Annotated in this window: 16 protein-coding genes; 7 read left to right on the plus strand and 9 right to left on the minus strand. The window is 66.3% G+C overall.

Annotated features, from left to right (window positions below; genetic code table 11):
• Positions 1-46: 46 nt before the first annotated feature.
• Genes AAHB16_RS13725 through AAHB16_RS13740 form a run of 4 tightly spaced genes read right to left on the minus strand, consistent with a single transcriptional unit; the run spans position 47 to position 4,131 of the window.
• A complete protein-coding gene (locus AAHB16_RS13725; protein WP_342051129.1) occupies positions 47-841 on the minus strand; it encodes an enoyl-CoA hydratase/isomerase family protein in 795 nt (264 codons plus the stop codon).
• 13 nt (positions 842-854) lie between these two features.
• The gene (locus tag AAHB16_RS13730) at positions 855-2,090 is read right to left on the minus strand and encodes a CaiB/BaiF CoA transferase family protein (RefSeq protein ID WP_342051130.1); all 1,236 of its coding nucleotides are present in this window, start codon (positions 2,088-2,090) and stop codon (positions 855-857) included.
• Positions 2,091-2,148: 58 nt separating this feature from the next.
• Positions 2,149-3,132: a Bug family tripartite tricarboxylate transporter substrate binding protein gene (locus AAHB16_RS13735; protein ID WP_150374802.1), complete on the minus strand. Its 984-nt coding sequence runs from the start codon at positions 3,130-3,132 to the stop codon at positions 2,149-2,151.
• Positions 3,133-3,189: 57 nt separating this feature from the next.
• Positions 3,190-4,131: a LysR family transcriptional regulator gene (locus tag AAHB16_RS13740; protein ID WP_150374801.1), complete on the minus strand. Its 942-nt coding sequence runs from the start codon at positions 4,129-4,131 to the stop codon at positions 3,190-3,192.
• 170 nt (positions 4,132-4,301) lie between these two features.
• Here AAHB16_RS13740 and AAHB16_RS13745 point away from each other — a divergent pair, with 170 nt between their 5' ends.
• The gene (locus AAHB16_RS13745; protein ID WP_342051131.1) at positions 4,302-5,522 is read left to right on the plus strand and encodes an MFS transporter; all 1,221 of its coding nucleotides are present in this window, start codon (positions 4,302-4,304) and stop codon (positions 5,520-5,522) included.
• Positions 5,523-5,530: 8 nt separating this feature from the next.
• Here AAHB16_RS13745 and AAHB16_RS13750 read toward each other — a convergent pair whose 3' ends face one another.
• The gene (locus tag AAHB16_RS13750) at positions 5,531-7,201 is read right to left on the minus strand and encodes an ABC-F family ATP-binding cassette domain-containing protein (protein WP_150374799.1); all 1,671 of its coding nucleotides are present in this window, start codon (positions 7,199-7,201) and stop codon (positions 5,531-5,533) included.
• 146 nt (positions 7,202-7,347) lie between these two features.
• Between AAHB16_RS13750 and AAHB16_RS13755 the strand changes: the two genes are divergently transcribed.
• Positions 7,348-9,060 (plus strand): M30 family zinc metallopeptidase, encoded by a 1,713-nt coding sequence (locus AAHB16_RS13755; RefSeq protein ID WP_342051132.1) that lies wholly within the window; start codon positions 7,348-7,350, stop codon positions 9,058-9,060.
• 45 nt (positions 9,061-9,105) lie between these two features.
• Complete coding sequence (locus AAHB16_RS13760) at positions 9,106-9,411, plus strand: hypothetical protein (RefSeq protein WP_223851741.1); 306 nt, start codon at positions 9,106-9,108, stop codon at positions 9,409-9,411.
• Positions 9,412-9,430: 19 nt separating this feature from the next.
• Here AAHB16_RS13760 and AAHB16_RS13765 read toward each other — a convergent pair whose 3' ends face one another.
• Both AAHB16_RS13765 and AAHB16_RS13770 read right to left on the minus strand, forming a co-directional pair.
• Positions 9,431-9,805, minus strand: coding sequence for a cupredoxin domain-containing protein (locus AAHB16_RS13765; protein WP_150374797.1), 375 nt, complete (start codon positions 9,803-9,805; stop codon positions 9,431-9,433).
• On the minus strand, positions 9,802-10,701 hold the full coding sequence (locus AAHB16_RS13770; protein ID WP_342051133.1) for a metallophosphoesterase family protein: 900 nt from the start codon (positions 10,699-10,701) through the stop codon (positions 9,802-9,804). Before AAHB16_RS13770 ends, AAHB16_RS13765 begins: the two co-directional genes overlap by 4 nt.
• 205 nt (positions 10,702-10,906) lie before the next feature.
• Between AAHB16_RS13770 and AAHB16_RS13775 the strand changes: the two genes are divergently transcribed.
• From AAHB16_RS13775 to AAHB16_RS13785, 3 genes are all read left to right on the plus strand, one after another.
• Positions 10,907-11,488 carry an RNA polymerase sigma factor gene (locus tag AAHB16_RS13775; RefSeq protein ID WP_150374795.1) on the plus strand — a complete coding sequence of 194 codons (582 nt, stop codon included), beginning with the start codon at positions 10,907-10,909 and terminating at the stop codon, positions 11,486-11,488.
• Entirely contained in the window at positions 11,485-12,363 is an 879-nt protein-coding gene (locus tag AAHB16_RS13780; protein ID WP_342051134.1) for an anti-sigma factor family protein, read from the plus strand. The genes AAHB16_RS13775 and AAHB16_RS13780 overlap by 4 nt, the downstream gene beginning before the upstream one ends.
• Positions 12,364-12,431: 68 nt before the next feature.
• Entirely contained in the window at positions 12,432-13,310 is an 879-nt protein-coding gene (locus AAHB16_RS13785) for a DUF817 domain-containing protein (RefSeq protein ID WP_342051202.1), read from the plus strand.
• Here AAHB16_RS13785 and glmS read toward each other — a convergent pair.
• Positions 13,293-15,122, minus strand: a complete 1,830-nt coding sequence (gene glmS, locus AAHB16_RS13790; RefSeq protein ID WP_342051135.1) for a glutamine--fructose-6-phosphate transaminase (isomerizing) — start codon at positions 15,120-15,122, stop codon at positions 13,293-13,295. The genes AAHB16_RS13785 and glmS overlap by 18 nt on opposite strands.
• A gap of 164 nt (positions 15,123-15,286) precedes the next feature.
• On the opposite strand from glmS, the gene AAHB16_RS13795 reads away from it, so the two are divergent.
• A complete protein-coding gene (locus AAHB16_RS13795) occupies positions 15,287-15,751 on the plus strand; it encodes an Lrp/AsnC family transcriptional regulator (protein WP_446718092.1) in 465 nt (154 codons plus the stop codon).
• 26 nt (positions 15,752-15,777) lie between these two features.
• Here AAHB16_RS13795 and AAHB16_RS13800 read toward each other — a convergent pair whose 3' ends face one another.
• Positions 15,778-16,542 carry a bestrophin-like domain gene (locus AAHB16_RS13800; RefSeq protein WP_342051136.1) on the minus strand — a complete coding sequence of 255 codons (765 nt, stop codon included), beginning with the start codon at positions 16,540-16,542 and terminating at the stop codon, positions 15,778-15,780.
• Positions 16,543-16,560: the final 18 nt, after the last annotated feature.

Raw genomic sequence — 16,560 nt, forward strand, 5'->3', positions numbered from 1 at the left:
TGGCCTCGGTAGACTGGGAAGTATAGCGGCCATTACCGATCCGGCTCTAGCGCCCCTTCCACGCCGGCGGGCGGCGGTTCACGAAGGCATCGACGCCTTCCCGGAAATCTTCGCTGGCGTAGCACGTACGCACGAGATCGTCGGTGTCGGCCACGGCCTCGACGGTCTGGCGGCGCAGGGCTTCCTTCACGACGCTCTGGGTGACGGGCGCCAGCGCGCCGAGCTGGTCGCAGAGCGCGGCGAGCTGCGCGTCGATCTCCTCGGGCGCATGGATGCCATGCAGGAAGCCGCACGCCAGCGCGGTGTCGGCGTCCAGAATCTGCGCGAGCAGCAGCATGCGCCGGACGGGCTGCAAGCCCCACGCGGCGCGCAGTTTGGCGAGGTTCTCGGCGGAGAGCGTATTGCCGAGCGTCTTGGCGATCGGCACGCCGAAGCGGGCTTTCGAGGTAGCCAGGCGGAAGTCGCAGGCGGTGGCAATGGCCAGTCCGCCGCCGACGGCCCAGCCATCGACGACGGCCACGGTCGGCATGGGCAGCCGTTCGATCAGGCCGATGCCTTCGTCGATACCGGCCTCGTAGGCAATGCCGTCGTCGCCGCCCGTGAACCGCTGGAACTGCGCGATATCGCTGCCCGCGACGAAGGCTTCTCCGCCGGCGCCGCGCAACACCACCACGCGGGGGCGGTCGGCCGTGTCGGCGGCCAGCGATTTGCAATGCGCGCCCAGCTGGTCGTACATCGCCCACGTCATCGCGTTGCGAGCCGCCGGGCGGTCGAACGTGATGAAGGCGATTGGGCCCTGTCTGGAGAGCGTGACCTGTCCTTGTGCCGAGGGTTCTGTCATTGGCCGTTTTCCGTTATCCGCCAAACGCGCCGGCATCGGCCAGCGACGCCTGCTCGTCCTTCGACAGCCCGAGCTCGTCCAGTACCTCTGCCGTATGCTCGCCCAGCAGCGGTGGGTGGCGGCGCACCTGCTGCGGGGTGCCGCCCATTTTGACGGCAAAGCCGATATTGGGCACCTTGCCCTCGATCGGGTGATCGATCTCGATGCGCATCTGGCGGTGCCGCCCGTGCTCGCTGTCGAAAGCCTGAGGATACGTCAGGATCGGCCCGGCCGGGATCCCCGCTTCCAGCAGGCGTTCGATCCAGCGGTCGCAGCTGTCCGCGGCAAAGCTCTCCTCGAGGGCCGGAATCAGTTCGTTGCGGTTGGCGAGGCGTAACGCCACGGTGCCGAAGCGCTCGTCCGCGAGCAGATCGGGCCGTTCGAGCGTGTTGCAGAGCAACTGCCAGAGCTTCTGGTTCGTCGCGCCCATCACGAAGTAGCCGTCGGCGGCCTTCACGGCCTGATAGGGCGCGCTCATGCGATTGGATGTGCCGAGCGGCTCCGGCTCGCGGCCCGTGCCCCAGTACTCCGAGGTGTCCCAGATGGAGAACGCGAGCGCGGAGTCGAACAGCGAGGCATCGACGTACTGGCCCTTGCCGGTGGCCTTCGCGCCGATATAGGCGGAGAGCATGCCGTACACCGCGAACAGCGCGCAGCCGATGTCGGCCACGGGCACACCGGCCTTGACCGGCGCGCCGCCGGGGTAACCGGTCACGCTCATCACGCCCGACATGGCCTGCGCCATCAGGTCGAAGCCGGGCCGCGTGGCCCACGGTCCCGACTGCCCGAAACCCGAGATGCTGCAATAGACGAGCCTGGGATTGATCTCGCGCAGCGTGTCGTAGTCGATGCCAAGGCGCTTCATGACACCGGGCCGATAGTTCTCGACGAGGATGTCCGCGGTTTTCGCGAGCCGCAGAAAGACCTCGCGCGCCGATTCGGTCTTGAGGTCCAGCGTCATGCTTCGCTTGTTGCGATTCATGTTCAGAAAGCCCATGCTGTCCGGGCCCTTCATCTTGAATCCCATCGCGCCGCGCGTCTGGTCGCCGCCTTTCGGCGGTTCGATCTTGATCACGTCGGCGCCGAGGTCGGCCAGCAGCATGCAGGCATAGGGGCCGGCCATGACCTGGGTCACATCCAGCACCCGGACGCCGGCCAGAGGCAATGGGGTGGCACTGCGCTGTGCCTGATCGTTGCGCGCATCGGTCATCGTCGTATCCTGCTAGGGGTTTCTGTTCGGTGTCGCGCTGGGCGTCAGAAGGGTGGCCTCAGCTTTCCGCCTTGACGTTGGCGTCCTTCACGACCTTCGCCCATTTGGTGGACTCCGATGCGATGAATTCGCCGAACTGCTGGCTGGAGCCACCGTAGTCCTCGGCGCCAAAGCTCTTGAGCCGCTCGACGACGTCGGGCATGGCCAGCGCGCGATTGACGTCGGCGTTCATGCGCTGGACAAGCGCGGGAGACATGCCCTTGGGGCCGACCAGGCCATACCAGGACGCGGCGTCGAGGCCGGGGAAGCCGGACTCGGCCAGGGTGGGCACGTTCGGATAGGCGGCGGCGCGTTTCAGGCGGGTTTGCGCGATGGCAACCACCTTGTCCTGCTGGATAAACGGCGTGGCGGCGGTCATCGTATCGAACGCGTAGTCGATCTGACCGCCCAGCAGATCGGCCACCAGCGGGCCCGATCCCTTGTAGGGCACGTGCACGACGTCGATCTTGGCCTGCATGCGGAACAGCTCGAGCGCCAGATGCTGCGAGGAACCGATGCCCGAAGAGCCGAAAGAGATCTTGCCGGGTTTCTGGCGGCAGAGCGCCACCACTTCGGCCACGGTACGGATCTTCTGTTCGGCGCGGCACGTCAGCATATTGGGCGTGACGCCGACCATCGCGATGGGGGAGAAATCCGTGCGCGGGTTGTACTTGAGGTCCAGCATCGCCGGGGCGATGGCATGGCTGTTGACGTGCGCCATCAGCAGGGTCGTGCCATCGGGGGGCTGCTTGGCGACGTAGCCGGCCGCGATCGATCCGGAAGCGCCGGGCTTGTTCTCGACCACCACGCTGGTGTTCCACATCTGCGTGAGCTTGTTGCCCAGCACGCGGGCCAGCACATCGGTGCCGCCCCCGGGGGCGAAGCCGACGAGGATGCGGACGGGGCCCGCCATGTCGGCCGCCCTGACGAGGCCGGGTAGCGTTAACCCGGTCAATCCCGTCAGCCCGGCCGCCGCGCCGAGCATGAACTGTCTGCGTTGCATCATTGTCTCCGTGGTACTTGTTATGGAGACCATGATGTGCAAAGCGCCCCGGGAACGCTATCGCTGTTTGGGGAAGTCTGGTTTCGCCTTTTGCGCAAGCACCCGCAATACCGCATGGGCGGCGGAAGACAGTTCGCCGTGGGGCCGGTGGCACAGGACAAACCGCCGCTCCGCCCAGGGCTCGTCGATGGGTATGCGGACGAACCGGGATCCGGCCGCAACCTTCTTCGCGATGGCTTCCGGCATGACGCCGGCGCCGAGGTTCTCGGCGACGAGCGCGGCGATGCTGTCGAACCCCTGCACCCGCATGCGCATGCGCATCGTCCTGCCCGCTTCGGCGGCCAGGCGCTCCAGCAGGATGGAAATGGCCGAGCTCGCGCTGAGCACGATCAGGTCGCAGTCGAGGACGTCCTCGAGCGATACCCGCTTGCGGCGGGCCAGCGCGTGCTGGCTGGCGACGACCAGCGCGAGGCGGTCGGACCGATAGGGCGCGGTGGGCAGATCGACGACGCCGAGGTTGCCGTCGTAGATGCCCAGGTCGGCCATGCCGCGGCGCAGCGATTGCTGGACCTCCTCGCTGTTCATCTCCTGCAGGTCGATGCGAATGCCCGGACACTCCGCCGCGCAGCGCTGGATGTCCGATGGCAGGAACTGGATGACGGCCGACTTGGGCGCGGCGATGCGCACGACGCCAAGCACGCCGCCGATGTACGAGGCGGCATCGTCCTGCATGCGCTGCACGGTATGGCTGATGCCGCGCGCATGCGCGAGCAGCGCGCCGCCCGCTTCGGTCACGGCCATGCCATGCGGGAGCCGTTCGAACAACGACACGCCCAACTGCGATTCGAGCTCGAGGATGCGGCGGGACGCGGCCGCGGGCGCCAGATGCAGCCGCTCCGCCCCACGGGTAATGCTGCCCATGTCCGCCACGGCGATAAACAGTTGAACGGTGGTCAGATCGAAATGCAGTCGCGAGGCGCGCGCTTGGCTGGATGACATCGCAATTGAGGCGTGCCCGAGGCAGGGGTGCCGTCCAAGTCTGGTAAGAACCGGATTCTACCGCGCGGGTGAAAGCGAGTTGAAGTACAGTACCTGCGGCAGCCGGCTGACGTCGATAGCAACGATATGCGTGCAAGGCCGACGGCACCGGGGTTCTGAACAGGAAGCCGATGCGAATCTACGTTCTGCTGTCCGCGTTAACCGTGATTCTCTATGTCGATCGCACGGCGCTGTCGCTGACGGCGGTCGCGGTGAGCGAGGAGTTCGGTCTGTCCCCCGTGGCGATGGGATACCTGCTGTCGTCGTTCAGCTGGCTGTACTTCATGGCGCTGATTCCCGCCGGCCATCTGGTCGGGCGGTTCGGCGCCTATCGGGTGGGCGGCCTCGGTATCGGGCTGCTTTCCGCGGCCAGTGCCTCCATTGCGTTCTCGTGGAGTTTTCTGTCGCTGCTCGCATGCCGTCTGGCCGCCGGCCTTTGCGCCGCGGTTACCTATCCGACGGGCGCGCGCACGATTCGGGATCATGTGCCCCGAAACAAATGGGGGCTGGCGACCGGCATCCTGCACAGTGGCAGCCTGATCGGGCCGGCCATCGGTGCGGTGGCCTTGTCGGGCATGATCTCGACGTGGGGATGGCGTGTCGTCTTTATCGTGGCGGGGGCCATCGGTGCGGTGTGGCTGGGCTTCTGGGTTGCATGGAACCGGCACGGCGGACGTCCCGCACGTCCCGCGCGTCCCGCACCTCCCGCGCAGGTGGACGCCGCGCAGCCTGTGGGATCGGTCTCGGCCGGGCTGCGCGGCATCGCCGGCAGCGCTCCCATGCGGGCGAGCGCGTTCGCACACGGCTGCGCCGGGTTTTCCACGCATCTGTTTCTGGCATGGTTGCCGAGCTACCTGCAAAAGGAGCAGTCGCTGCCGGTCACGACGACCGGACTGCTGCTGGGTGCGACGTATCTTGGCGCCGCGCTGCTGGTCGTCGCGGTGCTCCGGCTGAGCGATGCGTTCATGCCGGCCAACCTTGCATCGGGGACGCGCAAGTTCTGGGTGGCCGCGTGCCTGTTCGGCTCCGCGCTGGTCGCGGCGGTGCCGTACCTGAACCACCTCGTGGCGATCTTGCCAGTCATCACGCTGTCGCTCGCCGCCTGCGCGTCGGCGGTGTCGCTCAACCTCGCGCTCGCCAATGACCTGACCCGCGATGCGCGCGATGTGGGAAGCGCCGTTGGCTTTATCAGCACCGTGGGCAATATCTTCGGCCTGGTTGCGCCCATCGTCACGGGCTATATCGTGGCCGAGACGGGTAGCTTCAATCTGGCATTCACGCTGTCCGGCGCGTTGCTGGCGGCGGGGGCGGTGCCATTGTTGTGCGTCCGCTCGCCCGCTCCCGCCGCATAACGAACGGCTTATTGCGGCTTGCCCTGCATCTCCTCGCGCATGCGTCGCGCCTCGTTGCGCAGGAACTGCTGATAGTCCTCCAGATCGCCGTCGAAAGGATGGACGCCACCCTTGGTGACCAGCCAGAACTCGTCGCAGACGGCGCGCAGCAGCGCGCGGTCGTGGCTGACCAGCATCACGGTGCCTTCGAACTCGTTGAGCGCGATGCCCAGCGCTTCGCGCGTGGCCAGGTCCAGATGGTTGGTCGGCTCGTCGAGCAGCAGCAGGTTGGGGCGTTGCCACACGATCATGCACAGCACGAGCCGTGCCTTTTCGCCGCCGCTCATCGTGCTGACGGCCTGATGCACCATGTCGCCGCTGAAATTGAACGTGCCGAGAAAGGTGCGCAGCGATTGTTCGGTGCCGCTCTGGCCTGGCGCGCGCATATGGGGCGGCGTGTCCTTCGCCAGGCGGATCATGTGTTCCATCGGCGTGTCGTGCGGACGCAGCACGTCCAGTTCCTGCTGCGCGAAGTAGCCGATATTCAGGCCCTTGCCCTCGCTGATCTCGCCGGCAATCGGGGCCAGGGCGTGTGCCACGGTCTTCACGAGCGTGGATTTGCCTTGCCCGTTGGCGCCAAGAATGCCGATACGCTGGCCGGCCATCACCGAACGGTTGATGCCGCGCACGATGACCGTGGGCGTGGCGCCTGCCGGCGCGTCGTCGGGCACCGGGTAGCCGAAGCTCGCATCGAGCATCGAGAGCAGCGGATTCGGGACGTTGAGCGGCTCCTTGAATTCGAAGGAGAACTCCGCGTCGGCCAGCACCGGGGCGATCTTTTCCATGCGCTCGAGCGCCTTGACGCGGCTCTGTGCCTGCTTGGCCTTCGACGCCTTGGCCTTGAAGCGGTCGATGAACTTCTGCAGATGGGCGATCTTGTCCGCCTGCCTGGCCATCGCGGCCTGCTGCAGCTCCAGCTGCTCCGCGCGCATCTCCTCGAACCGGCTGTAGTTGCCGCCGTAGCGCACGAGCTTCGCGTTATCGACGTGCACGGTGACCTGCGTCACCGCATCGAGGAACTCGCGGTCGTGGCTGATGACGACCAGCGTGCCCGCATAACGCTTGAGCCATGCTTCGAGCCAGACCAGCGCATCGAGGTCCAGGTGGTTCGTCGGTTCGTCGAGCAGCAGCAGGTCGGACGGGCACATCAGCGCGCGGGCCAGCTGTAGCCGCATGCGCCAGCCGCCCGAGAAGCTGTTGACGGGCTGGCTCAGCTGCGCGGCGCCGAAACCGAGACCCAGGATCAGCGCCTGGGCACGGGCGGGCGCGTCGTGCGCGCCGGCGTCGTGCAGGGCCATATAGGCCTCGGCCATGCGCATGCCGTCCTCGCTGGCCTCGGCGGCCGCAACCTCGGCCTGCGCGGCCAGCAGCACGGTATCCCCCTCGACCACGAAGTCGGTCGCGCTTTGCTCGGTCTCCGCCATGTCCTGCGCGACCTGACCCATCCGCCACGCGGCCGGAATCGAGAATTCGCCGCTGTCTTCGTGCAGCGTGCCGTTCAGAAGGCCGAAAAAGGACGACTTTCCCGCGCCATTGCGGCCAACAAGACCGATTTTCTCGCCGGGATTGAAGGTGACGGACGCGCGATCGAGCACGACATTGACGCCACGGCGCAGCGTGACATTACGGACGGTAATCATAGGGGACCACTTCGGAGGGGACCCGCATGATAGCCCAATGGCCGGGAGCCCCCCGATGGCGGGGTGATTCGACCTCGTATTTCTGCCGATAAGGGGAATGCCGCGTATTGACGGATCGCGGCATCCAACACAATCAGGAGAAATACATGCGCAACGCGCGCACTTTGTCTTTCCCGGGGTCTCTGGCCGTGGCCTTGCTGACATCTGCCGTGCTTGCCGCCTGCGGAGGCGGTGGGGACGATGCGCCCGCGGCGCAATCCACGACCGCCACCACGGGCACCCAAACACCGGGTACCCCCGGCACCCCCGGAACGCCGGCCACGCCGGTCGCCAAGCCGACCAGCGTCGTATCGCCGGCCTGCTCGGGCTGTGCCGCCGTGGATGCCAACACTTACGCCGGTAGCGGAATCGGCGTGTGGCAGAACATCAATGCGACCGCCTCCGCCGTGGACATGCCGATCAGCATCTCCGGGCTCGGCGGCCAGGACGTGACGCTGGTCTTCACGAACCAGACGGGCACGGCGCAGACGATGCCGACCATCCCGCTGACGGCCTCGTACCTGCCGGCGATCGCCGCGAGCGCGATCCAGCTCGATGACGGCAAGAGCGCGATCACGCGCCGCATCTCGGACTTCAACCGCGACGGCTGGGCGGCACTTGCCGGTCCCCGCAAGGCGGGGATCAACGGTTCGTCGTTCGGCACGGTCCCCCAGCGCGCGGCCTATACGGTTGGCGATACGCGAAACTTCTTCCACGAGGACAACAGCGTGCGCGCCACGACGCTGGTGCGCACGGATACCGCTTCCGATGGCACGGTCGTGAATTTCTGGGTGGAAAGCGCCGAGAGCGACCCGACCAAGGTCAGCGCCGCCATCGTCAATGCGCTGTATGCGGGGTTCGTCCCGACGGGCAAGATCTACGACATGCTCAAGCAGACCGGTGGGCCGGTCTGGGGGCCGCACCCCTATACCGACCTCATCAGCGGCGCGGTCGCGCAGCCGATCGACATCGTCATCCTGAACTTCGACAACAATGGCCGGCCGTTTGGCGTGGTCGGATACTTCTACGCGCGCAATGCGCTGACGACGGCGGGCAGTGCGTTCAGCAACCAGTCGGTGTCGCTGTATCTGGATGCGGAGACGCTTTACCTTGGCGGTTCGTCGGGCCTGCAGTCGATGCTCCTCACGATGGCGCACGAAGGCATGCATATGCAGAACTTCTACCGTCGCGCCGTGGTGCAGGGGCCCGCCAATGCCTTCGATACCTGGCTGGAAGAAGGCACCGCGATGATGATGGAAGACTTCGCGAGCCAGTCGATCGACCCGACCTACAACGCCATCCGGGATGTCCGGTTCCCCAACTACGTCGGCTACAAGGCCGGGTCGTATAACTGCAGCCTGACCACGTGGGACCCGTTTGGCGCGGCTTGCGACAGCTATTCGGTGTCCGGCTCGCTGGGCGGCTTCCTCGATCGGCAGCTGGGGCTGGCGTTCTACAAGCACCTGCTGACGAACGTGAGCAGCACGGACTCGCTGGCCGTGCTCGATTCGTCGATTCGGGCCATTGCGCCGACGTCGAGCCTCGGCGAACAGCTGCGCCGGTTCGGTGCGACATCGGCCTCGCTGATGAAGGCTCCGAGCCCGGCTGGCTTCGGCTTCCCGGCGCGCGCGGAAGGTGGCTTCACGCTGCCCGTGATCGACCCGCAGGCGTTGCTGGCCACCCGCACGCTGACGCAATCGGTACCCGCGACGTTGCAGCCGTACGCCAGCCTGCCGGTCGTGCGCAGGGCCGTGTCCGGTACCTACAGTGAAACGGTGAAGGTCCCCGCGGGCTCGACGCTATCGGTCGTCATTCAGTAAGCTAGGGGGCGGCGGTTGCCGCCCTTTCTTCCGATGGACAAGACAATGCAAACCAAGATCCTGCCTTTGCTGATGGCCCTCGGCCTGACCGCATGCGCCGCGGCCGCGGATTCCGGAGAGAGAACGCTGGTCGGCGAGATTCATATCAAGGGCAACGAACCGTTCCCGACCGTGATGATGCACACGACATCGAAGGAGAGTTGGGAGCTGATCGGCATGCCGTTGGCGGAGGCGAGGTCGCTGGCGGGGCGCGAGACGAGGGTGAAGGGAACCGTGGTCCGGGCGCCGGGCCCGGATGTGTGGCTGCCCTCCCTGCGCGTGACGGAGACGTCGAAGCCCGCGCAGCCGTAGGGCCTTCGCTTGAACTCGCTCAGGCTTTGACCTCAATCACACCGGACATGCTCTCATGCCCGGACCCGCAGAACAGGTCGCACAGGAACGTATAGGTCCCCGCCTTCGCGGGCGTGACCGCGAGCCGTACGGTCTGCCCCGGCGGCATATCGGCGCGCACGCCGAGGTCCGGTGCGCTGAAGCCCATGATCACGTCCTCGGCGATCAACTCCAGCACCACAGGCTCTCCTGCCTTCAGCACGATCTTGTCCGGCGTGAACACGAAGCGCCGCGCGCGAACGGGAATCACGCGGGGCGCGGCGGCGTCGCCGAGCCTGGCGATCAACGGCGTGGCGAGCAGTGCCGCCGACCATGCAAGCACCGTGCGGCGCCGGGTATGTACGCGCGTCGTCATGACTGGCCTCCCGAGGTATCGCTCACGGGACGTTCGGCCAGCCGGTAGCCGGCCGGCTGCCGCATCGCTGTCACCTCGCGCCATCCCAGTCCGCGGTACGGTTGTGCCGCATCCCAGGGCAGCGGCTCGCGGCGGGGCTGGGAGCCCGGTGGCGGCAGCGGAAACATCAGCGACCGCGCCGCATGATGCTCGATATGCCCGGTCAGGTGGTGATGCTCCTGATGGATATGGCCGTAGAACACGGTCACGTTCTGGTAAGGCATCAGCAACTCGACCACGCGGTCCCCATCGCGCGTGGCCCAGTCCCATTGCGGATAGAGGTTGAACAGCGGCCGGTGCGTGAACACCACGATGCGCGCATCGCGCGGCTGCTTCGACAGATCGTCCGCCAGCCATTGCCGTTGTGCGTCGCCGACCTGTCCCGTGGGATCGGACACGTTGTCGAGCACGATCGCGTGCAGCCCCTTGTGATCGAACGTGTAATGCGTGGGCCCGAACAGCTCGCGATAGGCCTCGCCGTTGTCGAGACTTGCGTCGTGCTCGCCCGGCATCAGATGGATCTGGCCGGCCTTGAGCGGAGCGATGGCCGCCTGGAACTCGCGCATGCGCTTGCGCCGTTCGGCCGGATCGTCGGTGGAGTGGGTGAGGTCGCCCGTAAACATGATGAAGTCCGGCTCGCGCGGCAGCGCGTTGACGGCCGCCACCGCGCGGGGCAGCGTGCCGCGCGCGTCGGGGTTTGCCGCGCCCTGGAATCCCCAGTGGGAATCGGACAACTGCACGAAGAAGAAGTCGTCGTCGCGCGCGGCGGCCCAGCCGGGCAGGCCGGAGGCGAAGACGGCGCCGGCACCGGCGCCGGCCAGGCGCAGAAAGGCGCGCCGGTTGCAGGGGAGGGTCATGGTGGCTCCTTGCTCGATGATCCTGCCAGTCTTACCGTCGCCCACAGCGGAATATTCCCGGCAAGCGGCCGCAAAAAAAATTCACCGCAAACCGCCGATCGCGGGAATAAACTCGGGGTGCCGTCGGTATAGCGAGGAATACCCAACATGATTCGATCGCCGACAGACCCCACCTTCGCCGCCACCCGGCATCACGAGGCCTGATGTGGACGCCAGCGAGCGCCGCCGCTTCGATGCGCTGGTGCTGCCGCACCTCGACGCCGCGCACAATCTCGCGCGGTGGCTGTGCGGTGGCGCGAGCGATGCCGACGACGTCGTGCAGGAGGCGTTCCTGCGCGCGTTCCGCCTGTTCGCGAGTTTTCGGGGCGAGCGGCCGCGCCCATGGCTGCTCGCGATCGTGCGCAATACATGGTTCACGATGTACCAGCAACGCAGATCCGCCGCCGAAACCGGCTATGACGACAATGCCGCCGACGCCGAGCTGCCGGCATGGCACGGCATGCCGGCCGATCCCGAGCAGGTGCTGCTGCGCGAGGAGGACGTGCGGCTCGTGCATGCGGCGCTCGAGCGGCTGCCCGTGGCGTTTCGCGAGGTGATCGTGCTGCGCGAGCTCGAGGACCTGCACTATCGCGATATCGCGCGCATCGTCGATATTCCGGCCGGTACCGTGATGTCGCGGCTGGCGCGGGGACGGCGCATGCTTGCCGCGGAGATCGTGCTCTTGCGCGAGGGGCAGGGTGCGGGTGCCTGGGTCGGCGATGTGCGCGAGCGGGGAGGGCGGCCATGAACTGCAACGAAGCCCGTCAACTGCTGCAGGCCTGCGCGGACGGCGAGATCGGCGCGGCCGACAGCGTTCGGCTGGAGCGGCATCTCGAGGATTGCGGCGACTGCGTGACAGCGTTGCGGGAACTGCGGGCGCTGCGGAGGACCGTACGACAGGGGGCGGGATACTACCGTGCATCGCCCGCGTTGCGCGCGCGTGTGCTGGCGGCGCTGCCAGTTGCCGATGCCGATGCCGATGCCGATGCCGGGTGGGACGACCTGGCGCCCGGTATCGCCTTTCCGTCCGGTGGATCGGCTGTGGGACCGAATATGGAGGCAACCGTGGGGCCGGCCGATGTTCCGGCCTTGAAGGCGGGCTGGCGTCGCTGGTTCACATGGTCGCCGGCTCTCAACGCGGCCATGGCGGCCGTGACGGTGGCCGCCGTGGGGCTGGCCATCGCCGGCTACGCGCTGCGCGAATCCCCGACCGACCTTACCGCGGACGCGATCGTCGCCAGCCACGTCCGCGCGCTGCTGTCGACGCGCGAGATCGACGTGGCGTCCACCGATCGCCATACCGTCAAGCCATGGTTCAACGGCCGCATCGACTATGCGCCTGAGGTCCGGGACCTTGCCGCGGAGGGATTTCCGCTGGTGGGCGGACGCCTCGACTACGTGGACGGCCGCCGCGTCGCGGTGCTTGTCTATCGCCGCAACCACCATCCGCTGGAGGTCTACGTCCTGCCGGAGAAGGGCCGCGGCGATAGCGCCGGACGCGTGGTGCAGGGCTACGAGATGGAAAGCTGGAGCGCGCGCGGCATGCGCTACTGGGCCGTGACCGACGCGTCGGGCGGAGAGTTGCGCGCGTTCGTCGCCGCATGGCAGCGCGCGGCGGATTGACCGCGCTCGCTGGAGGGCCACGGCCACCGATGGCAAAATGCCGCATCGATAACGCAAGCGGCATGACAATGACAACAAACGGCGGATCGTTGCGGGCGACCCTGAGCGCGACGTACCACGGCTGGCGGGACATCTCCGGAGCATGGGCCGCAAGGCGCGGGGAGTGGGCCACGGTCCTGCACGAGTTCGTGGTGTTCGGCATCAAGCAGGCGTGGGCCTGCCTGTTCGGCGGCCTGATGGTGGCGCTGCTCATCGGCACGCATCTCTGGTACCCGGCCGGCGCGGCGCTGACGCGCTACGACTTTCTCGTCGTGGCGGCCGTGGCGATCCAGATCGCCATGCTGTGGCTGCGGCTGGAGACGTGGGACGAAGCGAAGGTGATCATGCTGTTCCACGTGGCCGGCACCGTCATGGAGGTGTTCAAGACATCGGTCGGCTCATGGATCTACCCGGAGGCCTCGGTCCTGCGCGTCGGCAACGTGCCGCTGTTCACGGGCTTTATGTACGCGGCCGTCGGCAGCTATATCGCGCGGGTCTGGCGCGAGTTCGATTTCCGTTTTACGCGCCATCCGCCGCTCGTCGTCACGGGCGCGTTATCGATGGCCATCTATGTCAACTTCTTCCTGCATCACTACTGGTGGGACGCCCGCTACGTGCTGGTGGCCCTCGTGGCCGTGGCCTTCGGCCGCTGCTGGGTCCACTTCCGCATCGACCGCGTGCACCGGCGCATGCCCATGCTGCTCGGCTTCACGCTGGTGGCGCTGTTCATCTGGCTCGCCGAAAACATCGGCACCGTGACGCGCACGTGGCTGTATCCCAACCAGCTCGACGGCTGGCATCTGGTCGGCATCGGCAAGCTCGGGTCGTGGTTCATGCTGATGATCATGAGCTATGTGATGGTGACACTGGTCAGCCGGCCGCGGCCCGCGCTACTCCACGGTCACTGACTTCGCGAGGTTGCGTGGCTTGTCGATGTCCGTGCCGCGCGCGAGCGCGGTGTGGTACGACAGCAGTTGCATGGGAATGGTATGCAGGATCGGGGAAAGCATGCCGTAATGCTCGGTCAGCCGGATGATTTCGAGCCCGGGGCTGGGCTGCAATGCGCAGTCGATGTCCGCGAAGACACATAGCTTGCCGCTGCGGGCATTGACTTCATACATGTTCGATTTCAGCTTCTCCAGGAGGCTGTCGTTGGGCGCCACGGCCACGACGGGCATCTGGTCGCTGACGAGCGCGAGCGGGCCGTGCTTGAGTTCGCCCGCGGCGTAGCCCTCGGCGTGGATGTAGGAGATCTCCTTCATCTTCAGCGCGCCTTCCAATGCGATTGGATAGTGCATGCCGCGCCCGAGGAACAGCATGTTCTCCTTGCGGGCAAACTGTTCCGCCCAGCCGATGATATTGGGCTCCAGCGCCAGGACGCGCGTCAGTGCATCCGGCAGGTGCCGGAGCGCGCGCAGGTGTTCCTGCTCTTCCGCGTCCGTCAGGCGTCCGCGCATCTGTGCCAGCGTGAGCGCAAGAAGGTAGAGCGCCACCAGTTGCGTGGTAAAGGCCTTGGTCGACGCGACGCCGATTTCGATGCCCGCGCGCGTGATGAAGTGCATGGCGCATTCGCGCACCAGCGCGCTCGTCGCGACATTGCAGATGGCCAGCGTACGGTGCATGCCGCGTTCGCGCGCCGCATGCACGGCACCGAGCACGTCGGCGGTCTCCCCGCTCTGCGACACCGCGACGACCAGCATCCGGGGATTGCTGAACGGCTCTCGGTAGCGGTACTCGCTGGCGATTTCCACGCGCACGGGCAGGTTGGCCAGTTGCTCGATCCAGTAGCTCGCCGTCAGCGCCGCGTGGTAGCTGCCGCCGCAGGCCAGCAGCAGCACGGCATCGATATTGTCGAGCTGCCGGTAGGCACCGTCGCCGAACAGTTCGGGCATGATCGCCGTGATATCGCGCAGCGTATCGGCCACGGCGCGCGGCTGCTCGAAAATCTCCTTCTGCATGTAGTGCTGGTAGAGGCCGAGATCGGCCGCCGCGCTATGCGCCGCGACGGTATGCACGTCGCGTTCCACGCGCTGGCCGTGCGCATCGACGATCCAGTAGCGATGCATTTGCACGTCCGCGACATCGCCATCCGCGAGATAGACGATCTGCGTGGTGGCATTGGCCACCGCAATCGCATCGGAGGCGAGGAAGTTCTCGCCGTCGCCCACGCCCACGACCAGCGGCATGCCACGGCGCGCGCCGACCATCCGATGAGGTTCGTCGCGGCATAGCACGGCAATGGCATAGCTGCCATGCAGGCGCGCCACGGTTTCGCGCACGGCCTCGAACAGGTCACCGTTGTAGAGGTGGTCGATCAGATGGGCGATGACCTCGCTGTCGGTCTGGCTGGCGAACACATAGCCGTGGCCTTCGAGCTCGGTGCGCAGGGCCTCGTGATTCTCGATGATCCCGTTGTGGGACACCGCAACGCGAGGCGCGTCGTCGTTCGGGGAGAAGTGCGGATGCGCATTGGCCGTGACGGGCATCCCGTGCGTGGCCCAGCGCGTGTGGGCGATGCCCGTATGGCCATCGACGCCGCGATCCGCGATATCGCCCCGCAATGCCGCGACGCGATCGACGCTGCGCGATCTGACGAGCCTGCCCTCCTGTATCGCGGCCACCCCGCACGAGTCATACCCGCGGTATTCCAGCCGTTTCAGTCCATCCACGAGATCCAGCACGATGTTGCGATGCGATACCGCACCCACGATTCCGCACATACCGTCAGCTCCATTCAGAAGTTCGTTGTTTCGGTTGAGTGGCCACGGGACCGATGGTAGGGGTGATGTAATGAAATTTTCTTTCAAAAACCGGTGATTTATGGTTTATTACGACGATTCAACCTCCGTGTGAAATTTTCTTTCACTGATTTGTTATCTCACCGATGACGGACGACCTCGACGACCTGGACCTGCGCATCCTCCGCGTGCTGCAGGAGGATGCCTCCCTGTCCAATGTGGAGCTGGCGCAGCGCGTGTTCGCGTCCGCGCCGACGACAATGCGGCGATTACGCCGGCTCCGGGAGGCCGGGGTGATCGTGCGCGAAGTCGCGATGCTGGATCAGGGCAAGCTCGGCCGATCGGTGACGGCCATCATCGAGGTCTCGCTCGACCGTCAGGCGGCCGAAGACTGCGACGCGTTCGAAGCGCATATCTGCGCGGAGCCCACGGTGACCCAGTGCTATCGGGTCTCACCGGGGCCAGACTTCGTCGTCATCGCGGAGCTGGCGGACATGAGCGCCTACGATGCCTTTGCCCGCCGCCTTTTCAGCGGCACGCACAACGTTCGCAATGTGCGGACGTTCTTCTCGACCAAGCGTGGCAAGTTCGCGGTGAATGCACCGGTCTGACGTCGGGCTGCGCCGAGAATGACGGCTCAGCGGCCCAGCGATGCGGCGAGGCTTTCGAGGTTCTGTGGGATGACGCGGATCAGGCCGCCGCGGGGACTGTCGATATCGGCAATGAGTGCCAGCGACAGCGACACCGTCAGCGGGAGCACGAGCAGCAGGAACGCCCTGGACGTCTCCGCGCGCGCGCCATAGCCCTGCATCAGCGTGCTGAAGAATGCGATGACGATCATCAGGCACCATGCCGCCACCGGAATGCGGTTCAGCCACGCGGCTTCGGCGTAGCCCTGGGAATTGATCACGTCGTTCATGCCGCTCACGACAAGGGCGGTGATGGGTGTCGGCTTGTCGCGCGCGATGCCTCGCACGGTCTTCCACATCTCGTCCTCGATCTGCGCGGTGGCCGCCGCGATCCCGTGCAGCTGTTCGCGGTCGCGTGTCCGGTAATACTGGAGGCGCTGGTCCAGATACCGGACGAGGAGCGCCTTGATCTGTCCGGCCTCCGGCCCCTCGACCAGATCCGCGCGCAGGTATTCCGTGCCGATGGCGTTGGCTTCTTCTTCCTCGAGGTTCTTGCGCTGGTCGTATCGGCCCACCGCCATCGACAGCGTGAAGCCGATCAGCAATGCGAGCAGCGTGAGCGTTGCGCCCTGCACGATATTGAAGTCATCGCGGTTCTCCTTGCCGACCGGGCGCATGCGGCGCAGCACCTGCGCGCCAATGGCCGTGGCTGCCGCCAGCAGGATCAGCAGCAGGACGAACAGGACGGCGGGATGGCGGATGATCTGTTCCATGCGCGGATGCATTGGCGC

This window comes from Cupriavidus sp. OTU4054 (assembly GCF_038440175.1).
GTDB lineage: Bacteria > Pseudomonadota > Gammaproteobacteria > Burkholderiales > Burkholderiaceae > Cupriavidus > Cupriavidus pauculus_D.